Raw genomic sequence first — 16,697 nt, 5'->3', positions numbered from 1 at the left:
CCTGCGACAGTCTCAGGGTTTTGCCATTACGGCGATGAACAACGGTGTCTCAAGAAACCGCTGCAACCAAGCTTGCAATCGCGGATACGGCGCCCGTCCAAACCACTCCCGATCCACATGCGCAAACTGCCGCACAAACGGCGCCAGTGCCACATCCGCCAGGCTCAAGTGCCCGGCCAGCAAATACTCCCGCTGCGCCAGTAACCCCTCCAGCTTCGACAAAAACACCTCACCCTCGGCCCGATAGTGCTCCATCGGCTGCTCCGGATAGCGCTCGGCATACTTGTATCGATTCAATTGATGTTTGAAGCCCTGATCATTCTCTTCAATCAGCGCCTGCGTCGCCTCATCATCCCCAAGCAACCAACCCTCAGGATCGTTCTGCGCCAGTGCCCAGCGCATGATCGCCAGGCTCTCATCGATCACCCGGCCATCCACGCTCAGCACCGGCACCGTGCCTTTGGGTGACAGCGCCAGCATTTCAGCCGGCTTGGCCTTGAGGCTGACCTCGATGATCTGCAACGCTACTCCCGAATACCGCAGGGCCATCCGCGCCCGCATCGCATACGGGCAACGGCGGAACGAATACAACACCACTTCGCTCACTTGACCTCCAGGGTGCTCAAGCCATTGCCCTGGCGCTTGACCTGAATCTGCACCGGAATCCGCTCGTGCATTTCCTGCACATGGGAAATCACCGCCACCTTGCGGCCCTGGGCCTGCAAGCCGTCGAGGGCGTCCATCGCCAGTTGCAGCGACTCGGGGTCCAGACTGCCAAAGCCTTCGTCGATAAACAGCGACTCAATCTTCAACGTGCTCGACGCCATCGACGCCAGGCCCAAGGCCAGGGCCAGGGAGACGAGGAATGTCTCGCCACCCGACAGCGAATGCACCGAGCGCAGTTCGTCGCCCATCTCCGTGTCGAGCACCAGCAGGCCGAGCATGCTGCCGCCGCGTTTGAGGCGGTAGCGGCGCACCAGTTGGCGCAACTGCACGTTGGCGTGGTGCACCAGCAGGTCGAGGTTGTAGGCCTGGGCGATCTTGCGGAACGTATCGCCGGTGGCTGAACCAATCAGCGCATTCAGGCGTGCCCAGCGTTGCCATTCTTCGTAGGCCTTGGCGATCTCGGCCGCCAAGGCCTGATTAGCGTCCTGACGGCGCTGGTCATCGGCCTGTTGGGCGCGCAGTTCGGCGCAATGTTTTTCGCCAATGGCCAGCGCGGCGTTGAGTTCGGCCAGGGCGCTGTCCAGGTGCTCGGCCTCAAGGTTGCCGTTGTGCAGTGCCTGGTGATCCTTGAGCCGCTGTTCGCGCTCTTGCAGCAATACCTTGGCCTGTTCGATGGCTTTTTCGCTGTGTTGCAGTTGCTGGCGTAGCTCGGCCACCTGCGGTTCATCGAAGGCCACCAAACGCGCCAGGCCTTCGTCATCGAGTTCCGGGAGCAACGCACGCCAGTCACTCAGGCGCGTGGTGAGTGCCTGGTGCTCGGTGTCCAGAGACTGTTGGCGTTCTTGCAGCGACTTGAGGTCGGCGGTCAGCTGGATCAGCTGGTTGCGGGTGTCCTGCAACTGTTGGTTGGCCTCGGTCTCATGCTGCCGCGCCTGGTCGACGGCCAGGTCCAGTTGCTGTTGCCAGTGTTCGGCGCTGGGGTATTCGCCCAGCAGGCCGGCGAGTTTTTCCTTGGCGGCGTGTTGCAGGGCGCTTTGTTCGGCGAGCTGTTTTTGCAAGGTCTCCAACTGTTGCTGACGATGCTGCTGGCGGTCCTGTTCTTTCTCGATGGCTTGCTGGCGCTGTAGCTGCTCGGCCAATTCTTCCTTTTGGTTATCCAACTGCTCCAGGCGCTGGCTGACCTGTTGGTCTAGCAGCATGAAGGTTGCCGCTGGCTCGCTGCGCAGGCCGTCGAGGGTCTCGGCCGGTAACAGGCTGGCGAAGGCGTTGAGCTCTTCGTCCAGGCGTTCGCGGTCGTTGGACAGTTCCCGTTGCTGGTCGATCAGTAACTGGCGCGCCTGTTGGCTGGCGTCCTGGGCGGCTTGCAGTTGTTGCTGCATGCGCCCGGCATTCTGTTGCAGGTTGAGCAGGGCACCTTGGCGTTGTTCATCCTGGGCGAGGCTCTGGCTGAGCTGGCTCAGTTGTTGGGCAAGCCAGGCATCACGCTTGGCCGCGTCCTGGTTGAACAACGAGGCTGACAACGGATGGGCTTCAAGAGCGGGCAGCAAAGCCTGCAACTGGCTGGCGAGTTGCTCCTGCTGTTGCAGGAACTCCTTTTGCTGGGCGATCAGGCCGCCCACTTCGCCGCGCAACTCAGTGAGTTTTTCCTTGAGTAGGTCGACGGCTTGCTGCGCGTTGGCTTCTTCGCTTTCGTCGTGGCGGGTCAGGCTTTGCAGCATCGCTTCGGGCTGGTGATACGGGTGCTCGACACTGCCGCAGACCGGGCATGGTTGGTCATCCTGAAGCTGGCCGCGCAATTCCTCGACACTGGCACTGCGGGCCAGGCGCTGGCGCTCCAGCAGTTGCTTGGTGACGGTCAGGGTCTGCTCGGCGACGGTCAGCTCGGCCTTGGCTTGCAGGCCGTTCTGGTTCAACAGTTCACGTTGTTGCTGGGCGACGGTCTGCTTCTGCGTCAGGGCCTGGCTTTGACTGTCCAGTTGCTGATGGCTGTCCCACAGCCGCGCCAAATCTTCAAACGCTCGATGTTGCTTGCGGTTGTCCTGAAGCAGGCTGCCCAGCAGCTGGATCTGTTCGGCCACCGCATGGGGTTCGGCGCCGGCTTCGTGGTACAGCAGGTCCAGCGCTTCGCGTTGCGCGGTCCACTTTTCGCCGAGGCGGGTGGCGCGTTCTTCCAGTTGCGGCAGTTCGGCCTGGCCTTTATTGAGGCGATTGCCGATCAGCATCAGCTGTTGCAAGCGGTCGCGGTAGGCGCTCCATGCATCGCTCAAGGGGGCGAGCGCGGCACTGCGTTCAAGCTCTGCGGCCAGCCGGTGCAGGCGCTCGGCGACGAGTTTTTGCTTGTCGAGCAAGCCGGTCAACGCAGCCTGGCCTTCTACACAGGCGGCTTCGCCCAGCTGTTTTTCTTCGCTGCGCTTGGCCAGCTCACGGGTCAAGTGGGCGAGGGTGGTTTGTTCCTCGAAAGCCTGACGTAGCAGGGGGACCGCATCGGATTGTTGTTTCAGGGCCTGGGCGAGAGCGGCTTGCACGTCGGCCTGCTGCTGTTGCAGTTGGGTCTGGCGGGTGTGCAGCGCGGCTTGTTGCTCAAGGTGCTGCTGGATCTGCGCGGCGAGGGGCTGCAACTGCGTGGTCAGTTCAGCCTGGCGGGCGAAGTGATGACGTTGCGGCGCCAGTTGTTCCAGGCGGCTGAGGTCCAGGCGTTGCGGACCCTGGCTTTCCCAGTGTTGCTGGGCCTGGTGCAGTTGCTCGACCGCGCCTTGTTGGCGCTCCTGCCATTCCCGCAGTTCCTTGAGCCAGGTGTGCTGCAGCTCAAGCTGCTTGAGTTGCGCTTGCTGGGTCTTGAGTTGCGACTGCGCGGCAGCCAGCTGTGCGTCCAGCTCGGCGCGGGCCTCAGGGGCCAGCGGGGTGACGCCGGTGGCCTGGTCTTGCAGGTGTTTGTGGGCGTCCCGGGCGTCCTTGGCCTTATCGAAGGCGCGGCGGCCGAGTTGGGTGTAGAGCGCGGTGTCGGTGAGCTTTTCCAGCAGTTCGCTGCGCTCGTTGTCGTTGGCCTTGAGGAACGCACTGAACTCACTTTGCGCCAGCAACACGGCGCGGGTGAACTGCTCGAAGTTCAAGCCCAGGGCCAGCTCCAGCTGGGTCTTGTATTCGGTTTTCTGGCTGGCCAGCAGTTGCTCGCTGTCGAGGTCGATCAGGCTTTGGCGGCTGGCTTGCAGCTTGCCGCTGGCCTTGTCCCGGGCGCGGTTGGCTTCCCACCTGGCGCGGTAGCGACGACCACTGACCCCGACAAAGTCCACTTCGGCATAACCGCCGCCCGTGCCCCGACGTATCAGGGTGCGCGGGTCGCCGATGGAAATGTCGGTATCGGCATCCGGCATCTTCGCCTGGCCGGTATCGCCCAGGCGCGGCACGGCGCCAAACAGCGCCAGGCACAACGCATCAAGCAAGGTACTTTTACCGGCACCCGTGGGCCCGGTAATCGCGAACAACCCGGCACTGGCCAGGGGCTCGGCGGTAAAGTCGATTTCAAACGGTCCCGCCAGGGAGGCGAGGTTTTTCAGGCGAATGGCAAGGATCTTCATGGCTGTTCGCCCTCCTGTTGTACTTCCTGGAGCAGCACGGCGAAGTCCTTGAGGGTCTGTTCGTCCACTTCACTGCCGTAGCTTTCCTGCCAGGCGCGGCTGAACAATTCCTGGGGCGTGAGCTGGTCGAGCTCGATCAGGCGGTCTTCCTGGCTGTCTTCGCGGCCGCCCGCGCCTGCGTATTCAGCGGCGATGCGCACCAGGCGCACGGCCTTGCCTTGCAGGGCGTTTTCCACTTGCTGGCGCAGGTCGGGTTGCGGCTCGTCGAGGCGCACCCGCACTTCCAGCCAGGGTTGGCGCTGGGTTTCGGCCAGCAGGTCGATGTCGGGCAGGTCAGCCAGTTGCTTGAGGATGTCGGCCAAGGGCGCGGCTTCCAGGCGTTGTAGGTTGACCGAGCGCGGGATCAGGCGGGATTCGACGCTGACCAGGGTTTCGCCGTCCAGTTGCACGTCAAGGATCTGGTGCTGGTAGCCGATTTCCGAAAACGACAGTGGAATCGGCGAGCCACAGTAGCGAATACGCTCCTCGCCATTCACCCGCTGGGGTTTGTGCAAATGGCCGAGGGCCACGTAGCTGACGCTGGCATCAAACAGGCTGGCGGGCAGCGCTTCGGCATTGCCGATGATCAGGCTGCGCTCGGAATCTTCCGATACCGAACCGCCAGCCATGTGCGCATGGCTGATGGCAACCAGCGCTTGGCCCGGTTGGCGTTTGGCGTTGGCAGCGGCGATGAGCCATTCATGAACCTGGCCGATGCCCCGCAGGTAATCGTCCCCCAACTGCGCGCCGGTCACTTCGGCCGGGCGCAGGAAGGGCAGGGCCAGGCACCAGCCGGCGATTTCACCGTCGGCACCGGGCAATGGAATCAGCAGGCGTTCGACATCCAGTTGCCCGTCATCCAGCCACAGCACCCGCCCCAGGGCGTGGGTGCGCAGGCGGCGCATCAACGGTGCCGGCAGTTCGATACGCGAGCCGGAGTCGTGGTTGCCGGCGATCATCACGATGGTCAGCGCAGGGTTTTGCTCGTGGGCGCTGATGATGAAGTCATACAGCCGCTCCTGGGCCTTGAGCGGCGGGTTGACCGTATCGAAAATATCGCCGGCGATCAGCAGCACATCCGGGCGGTGCAGGCCCAACTGGCCCAGCAGCCAGTCGAGGAAGCAGGCGTGTTCGAAGTCGCGTTCCTGGCCATGCAGGTTTTGCCCAAGGTGCCAGTCGGAGGTGTGAAACAGACGCAAGGCGATCTCCGTAAAAAAAGAGGGTGACCGCTCAAGACAGGGTGGCGGTACGCAGAGCCGCCAATTCTACTTTGCAAATGAACCTATTGCGCGTACGCCCTGCTTTTTGTGGCGAGGGAGCTTGCTCCCGCTGGGCTGCGAAGCAGCCCCAAAACAGGCAAATGCGCTTCTTCCTGGAAAACCGCATCAGCCGGATAAGGGCCGCTTCGCGCCCCAGTGGGAGCAAGCTCCCTCGCCACAGAAAGCTGTCTCACCCTCATTGAGGTGTCTGGCGAAGTTAAACGTCGCGCATCAATAGTCCGAATCTCAGGTCCATCTCCGCCGGGATCGGCAAATACACCGTATGGCCGTCGCCCGGCGCCACCTCGATAGCTTCGCCCTTGGCGTTGTGCAGCGTGCTCAGGTCAAAGTGGAAATTCCCCGCCGGGGTCATCAGTTCCAGGTGATTGCCCACGGCAAACCGGTTCTTCACCTTGACCTCGGCCAGCTCGCCGCGCCGTTCACCGGTGAGCTCGCCGACGAACTGCTGGCGTTCAGACACCGAGCTGCCGTTCTGATAGTTCTGATATTCATCGTGCACGTGCCGGCGCAGGAAACCTTCGGTGTAGCCGCGCTGGGCCAGGGATTCGAGGTTGGTCATCAAGCCGCGGTCAAAGTCGCGCCCGGCCACTGCGTCGTCGATGGCCTGGCGATACACCTGGGTGGTGCGGGCGCAGTAGAAGTGGGATTTGGTGCGGCCTTCGATCTTCAGCGAATGCACGCCCATGCGCGTCAGCCGCTCGACGTGCTGCACCGCCCGCAGGTCCTTGGCGTTCATGATGTAGGTGCCGTGCTCGTCTTCGAAGGCGGGCATCTGCTCGTCGGGGCGGTTGGCCTCCTGCAACAGGAACACCTGGTCGGTGGGCGCGCCGAGGCCCAGGGTCGGCTCGGGTGCGTACTGCTGCACGATGTCGCCGACGGCGTTTTCCACCGCCGGTGTCGCCTGGTATTTCCAGCGGCAGGCGTTGGTGCAGGTACCTTGGTTGGCATCGCGTTTGTTCATGTAGCCCGACAGCAGGCAGCGCCCGGAATAGGCCATGCACAGCGCGCCGTGCACAAACACTTCCAGCTCCATGGCGGGGACGTGCTGGCGGATTTCCTCGATTTCTTCCAGCGACAGCTCCCGGGACAGGATGATCCGGCAGATGCCTTGCGCCTGCCAGAACTCGACGCTGGCCCAGTTCACCGTATTGGCCTGTACCGACAGGTGGATCGGCATGTGCGGGAAGTGCCGGCGCACCAGCATGATCAGGCCAGGGTCGGACATGATCAGCGCATCCGGGCCCATGGCGATCACCGGGGCGAGGTCCTTTAGGAAGGTTTTCAGCTTGGCATTGTGGGGCGCGATATTGACCACCACGTAGAAGCGCTTGCCCAGGGCCTGGGCTTCCTGAATCCCGAGGGCGAGGTTGGCGTGGTCGAACTCGTTATTGCGCACCCGCAGGCTGTAGCGCGGTTGCCCGGCGTAGACGGCATCGGCGCCGTAGGCAAAGGCATAACGCATGTTTTTCAGGGTGCCGGCGGGGGCGAGCAGTTCGGGGGCGATAACGGGGGGCATGGGTTAGGGTCGCAAAAGGGCGGCAGGGTAGCGGTGCCCGTCGCGACGTTTATTGATCCAGATCTAAGAAGTAGGGCACTCGCAGGATTTGCAGCGGACTAAGCATCAAGGTGCACACGAGTGTCCTGCGTTTTTTGAGATGGATCGGCCATGAATCAAACCAACTTGCAATTCAAAACCCTGCTGTTACTGCTCGCCTTGGTGACCATCGCGTTTATCTGGATCCTGCTGCCGTTTTACGGTGCGGTGTTCTGGGCGGTGATCCTGGGGATCATCTTTGCGCCGATGCAACGGCGCTTCCAGCAACGATTTGGCTGGAACCGCAACTTCACCTCACTGGCAACCCTGATGGTGTGCCTGGTGATTGCGATTCTGCCGGTGATTATCACCAGTGCCTTGCTGGTGCAGGAGGGCGCGACGCTTTACAAGAACGTCGAGAGCGGCAAGCTCGACGTTGCCGGGTATATCGAGCAGTTCAAGAACTTCCTGCCGCCGTATTTCCAGCACCTGCTGGACCGCTTCGGCATGGGCAACCTGGAAGGCCTGCGGGAAAAAATCGTCAAGAGTGCGATGCAGGGCAGCCAGTTTTTTGCGACCCAGGCGTTCAGCTTTGGCCAGGGCACGTTTGATTTCCTGGTGAGCTTTTTCATCATGCTGTACTTGCTGTTCTTCCTGCTGCGCGACGGTCCCGAGCTGGTGCGCAAGGTGCGCACCGCCGTGCCGCTGGCCGAACCGCAGAAGCGTCGCCTGCAATTGAAGTTCAACCGGGTGGTGCGGGCCACGGTGAAAGGCAACGTGCTGGTGGCGGTCACGCAAGGCGCATTGGGTGGTTTGATCTTCTGGTTCCTGGACATTCCCAGCGCGTTGCTCTGGGCGGTGTTGATGGCGTTTCTGTCGCTGCTGCCGGCGGTGGGCGCGGGGATTGTTTGGGCGCCGGTGGCGGCGTATTTCCTGTTGAGCGGGGCGATCTGGCAGGGCGTGGTGCTGGGGCTGTTCGGGGTGTTTGTGATCGGGCTGGTGGACAATGTGCTTAGGCCCATCCTGGTGGGCAAGGACACCCGTATGCCGGATTACCTGATCCTCATCTCAACCTTGGGCGGCCTGTCGATCTTTGGCCTGAACGGGTTTGTCATCGGCCCGTTGATTGCTGCGTTGTTCATGTCCAGCTGGGCATTGTTTGTTGAAACCAAGCCACGGGTGCAACTGCCTTAGGCATGAAAACAATCCGCCATCCTGACCGACAGGGCTTGGGCGGCTGGCAACGAGGTGAGGGGGCCGCTGATGGGTTCGCCATCGCGTACCAGGTACCAGCACGCGAGCAAACCCAGCTCCCGAAGGGGGGCGGGAACGGCACTGCCGATGACGGACATGATTTGAATAGTGGGCATGACGACCTCCAATAAGCGATGGAGGTGAGATTACGGGGCGCAAGCCTTAAGGGAAAATTAACCCGCTCGATAGTCGACATCACTGTTATCGAGCGATCAGTCAGTCGACAACCTTGTCGAGCATGTGCACCACTTCTTGTTCACTGAGCAGGCCCTTGCGCACCAGGTTTTCCGCCAGCAGGGACAGGAACTTGGCGTTGCGATGGCCTTCCAGGGCCTTGAGTTCGGTCAGTACGCTATAGACCTTGCTGGACGTGCAGAGGCCGGCGGTGCGATGCGGGTTTTGCGTGGGCATGGTCAGTCGTCCTTGTTGTTCTTGGCTGGACAATGTTGATAGTGGAAGCCTTTTGAGACACAAACATGACAGCGCAGGCCCCGTTCGGGCAAGCGCCTATTTGGATCAATGATGTGGGATTTGGCCACAGCCATTGTCCTTATAACGACCTTGGCGAGATTTATTCAGACCAACAGGCCAAAAAAAGGCCCCGCTTTTAGGGCGGAGCCTGTTCGATTGTGTCAGTTCATGCTTACCAGCCGCGACCGTAATAGCCGTGTGGAGGGCCGTAGTAGCCACGCGGTGGGCCGTAATAGACCGGTGCCGGGCGGTAATAAACCCGTTGCTGCACATACACCGGCGGTGGCGGTGCGTAGTAGACCGGCGGCGGAGCGGCATACACCGGCTGCGGCTGGACATACACCGGCTGTTGCACATACACCGGTTGCTGCTGGCTGGCGACAATCGAGCCGCCTACCACTGCACCGACTACAGCTCCCAGTGCAAGCGGGGCACCCCAACCACCACCGTGGGCGGAGGCCTGTCCTGCTATAGCGAGTGCACCGATAAGCAAGGCGATCTTGGGGAGTTTACGAATCATGGTCATTCCTCGGTTAGCCCCTGCGCTTGTGGTCTGCAATCAATAGACTCAAGGATTGTCGCGGGGATACTTTTAAGACAGCGTATTTCTGAAAAACAGCACAGCCGATAGGTAAAGGTTGTGTAAGGTCTGTATCGGCTGGCTTACACAAGCGGCCGGGCACAGTGCGTATGATTAACCACGACCCGCCGGCGCGGGTATTCCGTCTATCCGAAATCGCCTCTGGAATGGCTTCAAGGAGTTACCGATGCAGATGAACCCCAACAAGGACACCCAACTGTGCATGTCACTGTCGGCGCGCCCCGGGAACTTTGGCCTGCGCTTTCATAACCACCTGTACGAACAGTTGGGGCTGAATTTCTACTACAAGGCGTTCAGCAGCCAGGACTTGCCGGGCGCCGTTGGCGGCATTCGTGCGTTGGGCATTCGTGGGTGTGGCGTGTCGATGCCCTTCAAGGAGGCCTGCATTGCTTTGGTGGATGAGCTGGATGCCTCGGCGCGGGCCATCGCGTCGATCAACACCATCGTCAACACCAACGGCCATCTGAAGGCTTACAACACCGACTACATCGCCATCGAGCAATTGCTGAAGAAGCATGAAGTGCCCAAGGACTCGACGTTTGCCTTGCGCGGCAGTGGCGGCATGGCCAAGGCAGTGGCCAGTGCATTGCGCGATGGTGGCTACGCCAATGGCGTGATCGTGGCGCGTAATGAAGTGGCGGGCCCGGCGCTGGCCCAGAGCCTGGGTTATGAATGGCAGGCGGAGTTGGGGGCTTTACGTCCGCAGATGCTGATCAACGTCACGCCGGTCGGGATGACGGGCGGTGCGGAAGCGGACGAGTTGGCATTTGAGGCCGACGCGATTGATGCGGCAGAAACCGTGTTTGATGTGGTGGCGATTCCCTCGGAAACGCCGCTGATCCTGCGGGGCCGCGCTCAGGGCAAACGCGTGATCACCGGTTTGGAAGTGATCGCCATCCAGGCCTTGGAGCAGTTTGTGCTGTACACCGGCGTGCGGCCGACGGATGAACAGTTTCAGGCGGCGGTGGCGTTTGCCCGGAGCTGAGGTTGAGGGCCCTTCTGCAATGGCGCGGGCTTTTGTGGTGAGGTTTTTTTTGTGGCGAGGGGGCTTGTCCCCCGTTGGGCTGCGAAGCAGCCCCAATAGCTCTCCGCATTCTGGCAGTTAGAACTCGGTCGCAGGTTTGGGGGCTGCTGCGTAGCCCAACGGGGGACAAGCCCCCTCGCCACAGAGGTCTCCGGTGCTGGCTACTCTAGCCGTGAAAGGCGCTCTTCCAGCGCCGCAATCCGCGCCTCAAGCTCTTCGATACGCTCCAGGGAAACCCCGCTTCCCGCACCACGCTCCACCGGATTACCACGCGCCGACAGGATCGCTTCAATATCCGCCGGGTCGCCCAAGGCATGCATATACCGGTCTTCCCGCTGTCCCGACTGACGCGGCACCAACAACGCCAACCCTCGGGCAATCAGGCGTTCCAGTTGGTGCACAACCTGCTCGGTATCTTCAAATTCGTGCATGCGTCCGCTGCGGGTCAGCAATTCGTTGACCGTCTGCGGTCCCCGCAGGAACAGCAACCCACTGAGAATCACCTGGGCCGGCACCAGCTCCAGCGCCTTGTCCACCCGATGCTCCCAGCGATCGGCGCGGCTGCCCATCACCAGCCGGGTAAACCCGCGACCTTCCAGGGCCCGCAGGCTCTGGCCGACCTGGCCCTGGCTGAGGTTCATCACCGGTTCGCGGCTGGTTTTCTGGTTGCAGGCGATCACCAGCGCGTTGAGGGTCAACGGGTAGGTTTCAGGGCTGGTGGCCTGTTTTTCGATCAGGCAACCCAGAATGCGGATTTCCGTGCTGTTCAGGCGCGGCTCTTCGGAAGTGGTGTCGTGCTCGGTGGTCATCGCGCTTTCCCTAATGCAGTGAGCCCACTAGCCTAATCCTGAAAAAATAAAAGACAAGCGGCGCAGGCGGCCAGCATGTCTATAATCGCGGCTGTTTCAAACCCTGCCACAACTGTCGAGACTGTCATGACTATTTCCCTGTACGCCGCTTCCCTCCCGGTCTTCAAGCAAATGCTCAACGCCCTGAGCGATGTGCTGAACAAGGCCGAAGCCCACGCCACCGCCAAGAACATCGACCCGAACGCCTTCCTGCAAGCGCGCCTGTACCCGGATATGTTCCCGCTGGTGCGTCAGGTGCAGATCGCCGTCGACTTCGCCAAAGGCGTTTCTGCCCGCCTGGCCGAGATCGAAGTACCGAAATATGACGATACAGAAGTGACCTTCGCCGACCTGCAAGCGCTGATCGCCAAGGTCCTGGCGTTTATCGACACCATCACCCCGGCCCAGGTCGACGGTAAAGAAGGCATCGAAATCATCACCCGCCCTGGCACGCCGAAAGAGAAGCGCTTCAGCGGCCAGTCGTACCTGCTGAGCTACGGCCTGCCGCAGTTCTTCTTCCACGTCACCACGGCTTACGCCTTGTTGCGTCACAACGGTGTGGAAGTGGGCAAGCGCGACTACATGGGCGCGTTCTAAGCCTTAAGGCATAAAAAAAGCCCGGGGCGGTTCATTCACGAACCGCCCCGGGCTTTTTTGTGCGCGCAAGGTTTACGCGGTCTGTTCTTCTTTGCCCAGGCACGCGGCAGCGGTGAACAGCACGTCGGTGGACGAGTTCAGCGCGGTTTCCGCCGAGTCCTGCAACACGCCGATGATGAAGCCCACGGCCACCACCTGCATGGCGATTTCGCTGGGAATGCCAAACAGGCTGCACGCCAGCGGAATCAACAGCAGTGAACCCCCGGCAACCCCCGATGCGCCGCAGGCGCACACTGCAGCGACCACGCTGAGCAACACGGCGGTGGGGATGTCCACGGCAATGCCCAGGGTGTGCACGGCGGCCAGGGTCAGTACGGTGATGGTGATGGCCGCGCCGGCCATATTGATGGTGGCACCCAGCGGAATCGACACCGAGTAGGTGTCTTCATGCAGGCCCAGGCGTTTGCTCAACGCCAGGTTGACCGGAATGTTGGCCGCCGAACTGCGGGTGAAAAACGCGGTGATACCACTTTCCCGCAGGCACATCAGCACTAGCGGGTACGGGTTGCGGCGCAGCTTCCAGAACACGATGGCCGGATTGATCACCAGCGCGACGAACAGCATGCAGCCGATCAACACCAGCAACAGGTGCGCGTAACCCAGCAGGGCACCGAAGCCGGATGTAGCGAGGGTCGAGGCCACCAGGCCGAAGATCCCCAGAGGCGCGAAGCGGATCACCATGCGCACGATCAGCGTGACGCCATTGGACAGGTCGCCCAGCACGGTGCGGGTGGTGTCGCTGGCATGGCGGATCGCTATGCCCATGCCGATGGCCCAGGCGAGGATGCCGATGAAGTTGGCATTCATCAGCGCGCTGATCGGGTTGTCCACCACGCTGAGCAACAGGCTTTGCAGCACTTCGCCAATGCCGCCGGGGGCGCTGACAGTCAGGTCGTGGGTGGCCAGTACCAGCGAGGAGGGGAACAGCGTGCTGGCGATCACCGCAACCACGGCAGCAGCAAAGGTGCCCAGCAGGTACAGGAACAGGATTGGGCGGATATGGGTTTCCTGGCCGTGCTTATGGTTGGCGATCGAGGCCATCACCAGCACAAACACCAGGATTGGCGCGACGGCCTTGAGCGCCGAAACAAAGACCTTGCCGATAAACCCAGTGGCTTGCGCCACGTCGGGTAACAACAGGGCCAGCAGGATACCGGCGACCAGGCCGATGACAATTTGGGTGACCAGGCTGATAGACATCAGTCGCTGAAAGAGAGAAGGGGCAGCAGTCATAAAAAGGTTGTCTCTAGTTTTTTTAATAGATGCAGCTAAGGCAGCGTGAATCTGGCAGGGGCGAAGTCTAGCATCTGTAGGCAACGTCTTATTCGGGTGCGGCGTTCCGTCACCACGATGGGACACATTCTGTTAACATTGCCCATCCTCTTATTTCTTCTCTATCAGCGGGCCCTCCGGGCTGTCGTTGATGTCGCTGTTTTCTGGAGTTTTTGATGTTGTTTCCGATCCTGCTGTTGTCGGCAGCCGGTTTTACCGTGCTGACCACAGAATTCATCATCGTCGGCCTGTTGCCTTCCATCGCCCGGGACCTCGACGTGAGCGTGTCCCAGGCCGGGCTGCTGGTGACGTTGTTCGCCTTCACCGTGGCGGCATTTGGCCCGTTCCTGACCGCGTATTTCGCGCGGTTTGAGCGCAAGCGGCTGTTTATCACGATCCTGATCATGTTCGGCCTGGCCAACACCCTGGCGGCTATGGCCTCGAATATCTGGGTCATGTCCCTGGCCCGGTTGATCCCGGCGCTGGGGCTGCCGGTGTTCTGGGCCCTGGCCAGCGAGACGGCGGTGGACATCGTCGGGCCGGATTTCGCTGGCCGTGCGATTGAAAAAATCGGCTTCGGCATCGTGTGCGCCACGGTCTTCGGGATCCCGGTGGGCACGCTGATTTCCGATATGTTCGGCTGGCGCACCGCCTTTGGCATTCTCGCCGTGGTGGCGTTTGCCAAGGCCTTGCTGCTGTTTATCTACCTGCCGAAGACCCGCGCAAAGAACGACCAGGTCAGCTTGCGCTCGCAGTTCAAAATCTTGCGCAGCCCGCTGATGCAGGGCCATATCCTGCTGTCGATCCTGGTGTTCAGCGGCATGTTCACCGCCTACACCTACCTGGCGGACATCCTTGAGCGCCTGGCGGGTTTCGATGGAACGGTGGTGGGCTGGTGCCTGATGGGCTTTGGCGCGGTCGGCCTGATCGGCAACTCATTGGGCGGGCGCATGGTCGACCGGCATCCGCTGATCGCGTCGATGGTGTTTTGCGGCTTCATGATCGCCGGCATGGTGGCGCTGGTGCCTGCCATCCATTCCACCGTCGGGCTGGCGGCGGCGATGGCCGTATGGGGCGTGACTCAGGCGGCTTTGTTTTTGGTCAGCCATGTGCGGCTGATGAAGGCCGCGCCTCATGCGCCGGCCTTTGCCGCCTCGCTGAACATCGCCGGGGCCAACCTGGGGATTGGCCTGGGGGCGTTGGTGGGCGGTCACGTGATCGACACCCTCGGCCTTGGCAGCCTCGGCTTTGCTGCGGCCGGTTTTATCCTGCTGTCGATCCTGCTGGCGCTGTGGCTGATGACTGCCAAGACCCGCGCCGTCTGCGCCTGAGTCCTCAGGGCAGGGCCGTAAACAGCTCCCGTCTTGCACCTTCGGTAATCGCCACGATGCCGGGGTGCTTGACCTTGCGCTCTACCGAGATCGCATAAAACGACTCGGTCACCGCATCCGTCTGGCCGATCAGCACCACGCCATATTGGCGTTCCACCTCATCGGCAATCACGCTGGGCGCGATAAAAATCCCGCTGCCGGATTGGCCAAAGGCCTGCATCAACGCACTGTCGTCAAACTCCCCGACAATCCGTGGCTGGATCTGCTGCTCGGCAAACCAGCGCAGCAAGCGGCTGCGCACTACTGTCTCCGCACCCGGAATCAACAGCGGCGCACCCTGCAGACATTGTGGGAAATCGCCGAGATGCTGGTCAGCCAACGCCTGGGTCGCGAAAAAACTGATCCCGCATTCCCCCAGCTTCTGGCTGTAACCCTTGATGTCCAGGTGCGGGGGCATCGGGCTGTCGGAGATCACCAGGTCCAGGCGCTGGATCGCCAGGTCCGCCAGCAAGCGTTCGAGTTTGTCTTCACGACAGGTAATGCGGATCGGCTCGCTCAATTCCATGGTCGGCGCAATCAGCCGGTAGACGATGGACTTGGGCACCACATCCGCCACGCCGACCCGGAACAAAATCTGCTGCTCGTTGGGCTGGGTGCGCAGCATCGCCTCCAGCTCATTGCCCAGCTGGAACATCTGCTCGGCATAGGGCAGGGCCTGACGTCCGGCTTCGGTCAGTTCCAGCTGGCGTCCGAGCTTTTGAAACAATGCCACGCCAAACGTCTGCTCCAGCAGGCTGATCTGCCCGCTGATGGTTTGCGGCGTGAGGTTCAGTTGCTCGCAGGCGCGCACGATGCTGCCGGTCTTGGCGACGACCCAGAAGTAGTGCAGTTGTCGGTAATTGAGCATGGCGGCCAACAGTTCGTTAAAACCGAAGTATAAACGAAAAAAATACGAATTTTACTGAAGTGTTCATCTGCATAGAATGCGTCGCTATCGAGGGGCCACTACTTGGACCCAACGGTTCTAACGAGGAACGCATCATGAAACTCAATTCCCTGGGCGCAACGGCGTTACTTGGGCTTTCATTAGTCATGCTCAGTGGCTGCGACCAAGCGGAAAAAAGCGCGCAACAACTCCTGGGTAAAGCCTCCGAGTCAGCCAAGCAAGTGATTGACGACACTCATCAGGCCGCGGAGCAGGCGTTAAGTGACGCGACCAAAGGCTTGATTGCTCCGCCGGAACGCAAGCAGGACAAGCAGGACAACGAGGAACAGGAAGGCAACGCGCCTGAGTCCACCTCCCAAGAAACCTAATACCCGCACATCACACCAGGACTGACCTATGGAATACCTCTTACAACTGGCCGCCAGCCCGACCGCGTGGATCGCGCTGGCTACCCTGATCGTCATGGAGATCGTGCTGGGGATCGACAACCTGATCTTTATCTCGATCCTTACCAACAAGTTGCCGGTGCAACACCGGGCCAAGGCCCGCCGCATCGGCATCAGCATGGCATTGATCCTGCGTCTGGGCCTGTTGAGCACCATTGCCTTTATCGTGCAGTTGACCGAGCCGGTCATCGATATCCTGGGGCAGTCGTTCTCCTGGAAGGACATGATCCTGATCGCCGGTGGCCTGTTCCTGGTGTGGAAGGCGACCACCGAGATCCATCACAGCATGGACCCTGAGAAGGAGCATGTGGACAGCGGTGCACCGAGCGTAAGCCTGGGCTTCGCTTCGGCGATTGGCCAGATCCTGTTGCTGGACCTGGTGTTCTCCATCGACAGCATCATCACCGCCGTGGGCATGACCGAGCACTTGCCGATCATGATCATTGCCGTAGTGGTCTCGGTAATCGTGATGCTGGTGGCGGCCGAGCCGTTGGCCAAGTTCATCAACGAGAACCCGACTATTGTGATGTTGGCCTTGGGCTTCCTCATCATGATCGGCATGACGTTGATCGCCGAAGGCTTCGGCGCCCATGTGCCAAAAGGCTATGTGTACGCGGCCATGGCGTTCTCGGCGGCTATCGAGTGCCTGAACATGATGCGACGCAACCGGCATAAACGCCTCGCTGCCAAACAGTAAACGCTGACAAGAAAGGCCGGCTGCGCTCATCAGAGCCCAGCCGGCCTTTTGCTGTC

General features: G+C 61.1%; 16 protein-coding genes. 6 read left to right on the top strand and 10 right to left on the bottom strand.

What is annotated here, in order from left to right:
• Window positions 1–12: 12 nt before the first annotated feature.
• The 4 genes from SNL23_RS29885 to trhP form a co-directional block, all read right to left on the bottom strand.
• The gene (locus SNL23_RS29885; protein ID WP_318304547.1) at window positions 13–606 is read right to left on the bottom strand and encodes a glutathione S-transferase; all 594 of its coding nucleotides are present in this window, start codon (window positions 604–606) and stop codon (window positions 13–15) included.
• Window positions 603–4,241 carry an AAA family ATPase gene (locus SNL23_RS29880; protein ID WP_318304546.1) on the bottom strand — a complete coding sequence of 1,213 codons (3,639 nt, stop codon included), beginning with the start codon at window positions 4,239–4,241 and terminating at the stop codon, window positions 603–605. Before SNL23_RS29880 ends, SNL23_RS29885 begins: the two co-directional genes overlap by 4 nt.
• Window positions 4,238–5,479 carry an exonuclease SbcCD subunit D C-terminal domain-containing protein gene (locus SNL23_RS29875; RefSeq protein WP_076016864.1) on the bottom strand — a complete coding sequence of 414 codons (1,242 nt, stop codon included), beginning with the start codon at window positions 5,477–5,479 and terminating at the stop codon, window positions 4,238–4,240. The genes SNL23_RS29880 and SNL23_RS29875 overlap by 4 nt, the downstream gene beginning before the upstream one ends.
• Before the next feature lie 277 nt (window positions 5,480–5,756).
• On the bottom strand, window positions 5,757–7,076 hold the full coding sequence (gene trhP / locus SNL23_RS29870; RefSeq protein WP_318304545.1) for a prephenate-dependent tRNA uridine(34) hydroxylase TrhP: 1,320 nt from the start codon (window positions 7,074–7,076) through the stop codon (window positions 5,757–5,759).
• A 150-nt stretch (window positions 7,077–7,226) separates the two neighbouring features.
• Here trhP and SNL23_RS29865 point away from each other — a divergent pair, with 150 nt between their 5' ends.
• Window positions 7,227–8,288 (top strand): AI-2E family transporter, encoded by a 1,062-nt coding sequence (locus tag SNL23_RS29865; RefSeq protein ID WP_318304544.1) that lies wholly within the window; start codon window positions 7,227–7,229, stop codon window positions 8,286–8,288.
• Here the strand turns inward: SNL23_RS29865 and SNL23_RS29860 are convergent.
• From SNL23_RS29860 to SNL23_RS29850, 3 genes are all read right to left on the bottom strand, one after another.
• On the bottom strand, window positions 8,285–8,464 hold the full coding sequence (locus SNL23_RS29860) for a hypothetical protein (protein ID WP_167663298.1): 180 nt from the start codon (window positions 8,462–8,464) through the stop codon (window positions 8,285–8,287). The two genes, SNL23_RS29865 and SNL23_RS29860, sit on opposite strands and share 4 nt — an antisense overlap.
• Before the next feature lie 100 nt (window positions 8,465–8,564).
• Window positions 8,565–8,759: a hypothetical protein gene (locus SNL23_RS29855; protein ID WP_318304543.1), complete on the bottom strand. Its 195-nt coding sequence runs from the start codon at window positions 8,757–8,759 to the stop codon at window positions 8,565–8,567.
• Window positions 8,760–8,991: 232 nt separating this feature from the next.
• On the bottom strand, window positions 8,992–9,345 hold the full coding sequence (locus SNL23_RS29850) for a hypothetical protein (RefSeq protein WP_017475503.1): 354 nt from the start codon (window positions 9,343–9,345) through the stop codon (window positions 8,992–8,994).
• Between the two features lie 241 nt (window positions 9,346–9,586).
• Between SNL23_RS29850 and SNL23_RS29845 the strand changes: the two genes are divergently transcribed.
• Window positions 9,587–10,405 (top strand): shikimate 5-dehydrogenase, encoded by an 819-nt coding sequence (locus SNL23_RS29845; protein ID WP_318304542.1) that lies wholly within the window; start codon window positions 9,587–9,589, stop codon window positions 10,403–10,405.
• 200 nt (window positions 10,406–10,605) lie between these two features.
• Here SNL23_RS29845 and SNL23_RS29840 read toward each other — a convergent pair whose 3' ends face one another.
• The gene (locus SNL23_RS29840) at window positions 10,606–11,253 is read right to left on the bottom strand and encodes a YceH family protein (RefSeq protein WP_167663296.1); all 648 of its coding nucleotides are present in this window, start codon (window positions 11,251–11,253) and stop codon (window positions 10,606–10,608) included.
• 126 nt (window positions 11,254–11,379) lie between these two features.
• On the opposite strand from SNL23_RS29840, the gene SNL23_RS29835 reads away from it, so the two are divergent.
• Window positions 11,380–11,889 (top strand): DUF1993 domain-containing protein, encoded by a 510-nt coding sequence (locus SNL23_RS29835; protein ID WP_003211233.1) that lies wholly within the window; start codon window positions 11,380–11,382, stop codon window positions 11,887–11,889.
• Window positions 11,890–11,961: 72 nt separating this feature from the next.
• Here SNL23_RS29835 and sstT read toward each other — a convergent pair whose 3' ends face one another.
• A complete protein-coding gene (gene sstT / locus SNL23_RS29830; protein ID WP_076016871.1) occupies window positions 11,962–13,182 on the bottom strand; it encodes a serine/threonine transporter SstT in 1,221 nt (406 codons plus the stop codon).
• Window positions 13,183–13,397: 215 nt separating this feature from the next.
• Between sstT and SNL23_RS29825 the strand changes: the two genes are divergently transcribed.
• A complete protein-coding gene (locus SNL23_RS29825; protein ID WP_076016872.1) occupies window positions 13,398–14,552 on the top strand; it encodes an MFS transporter in 1,155 nt (384 codons plus the stop codon).
• A gap of 4 nt (window positions 14,553–14,556) precedes the next feature.
• Here the strand turns inward: SNL23_RS29825 and nhaR are convergent, their stop codons facing one another.
• Window positions 14,557–15,459: a transcriptional activator NhaR gene (gene nhaR / locus SNL23_RS29820; protein ID WP_318304541.1), complete on the bottom strand. Its 903-nt coding sequence runs from the start codon at window positions 15,457–15,459 to the stop codon at window positions 14,557–14,559.
• 134 nt (window positions 15,460–15,593) lie between these two features.
• Here nhaR and SNL23_RS29815 point away from each other — a divergent pair, with 134 nt between their 5' ends.
• Together SNL23_RS29815 and SNL23_RS29810 are read left to right on the top strand one after the other, a co-directional pair.
• Window positions 15,594–15,866, top strand: a complete 273-nt coding sequence (locus SNL23_RS29815) for a hypothetical protein (protein WP_076016874.1) — start codon at window positions 15,594–15,596, stop codon at window positions 15,864–15,866.
• Between the two features lie 28 nt (window positions 15,867–15,894).
• A complete protein-coding gene (locus SNL23_RS29810; RefSeq protein ID WP_076016875.1) occupies window positions 15,895–16,641 on the top strand; it encodes a TerC family protein in 747 nt (248 codons plus the stop codon).
• Window positions 16,642–16,697 lie beyond the last annotated feature (56 nt).

This window comes from Pseudomonas sp. SED1, assembly GCF_034044025.1.
Taxonomy (GTDB): domain Bacteria; phylum Pseudomonadota; class Gammaproteobacteria; order Pseudomonadales; family Pseudomonadaceae; genus Aquipseudomonas.
The sequence above is the reverse complement of the archived record's forward strand: the minus strand, read 5'-3'. Positions and strand labels throughout refer to the sequence as shown.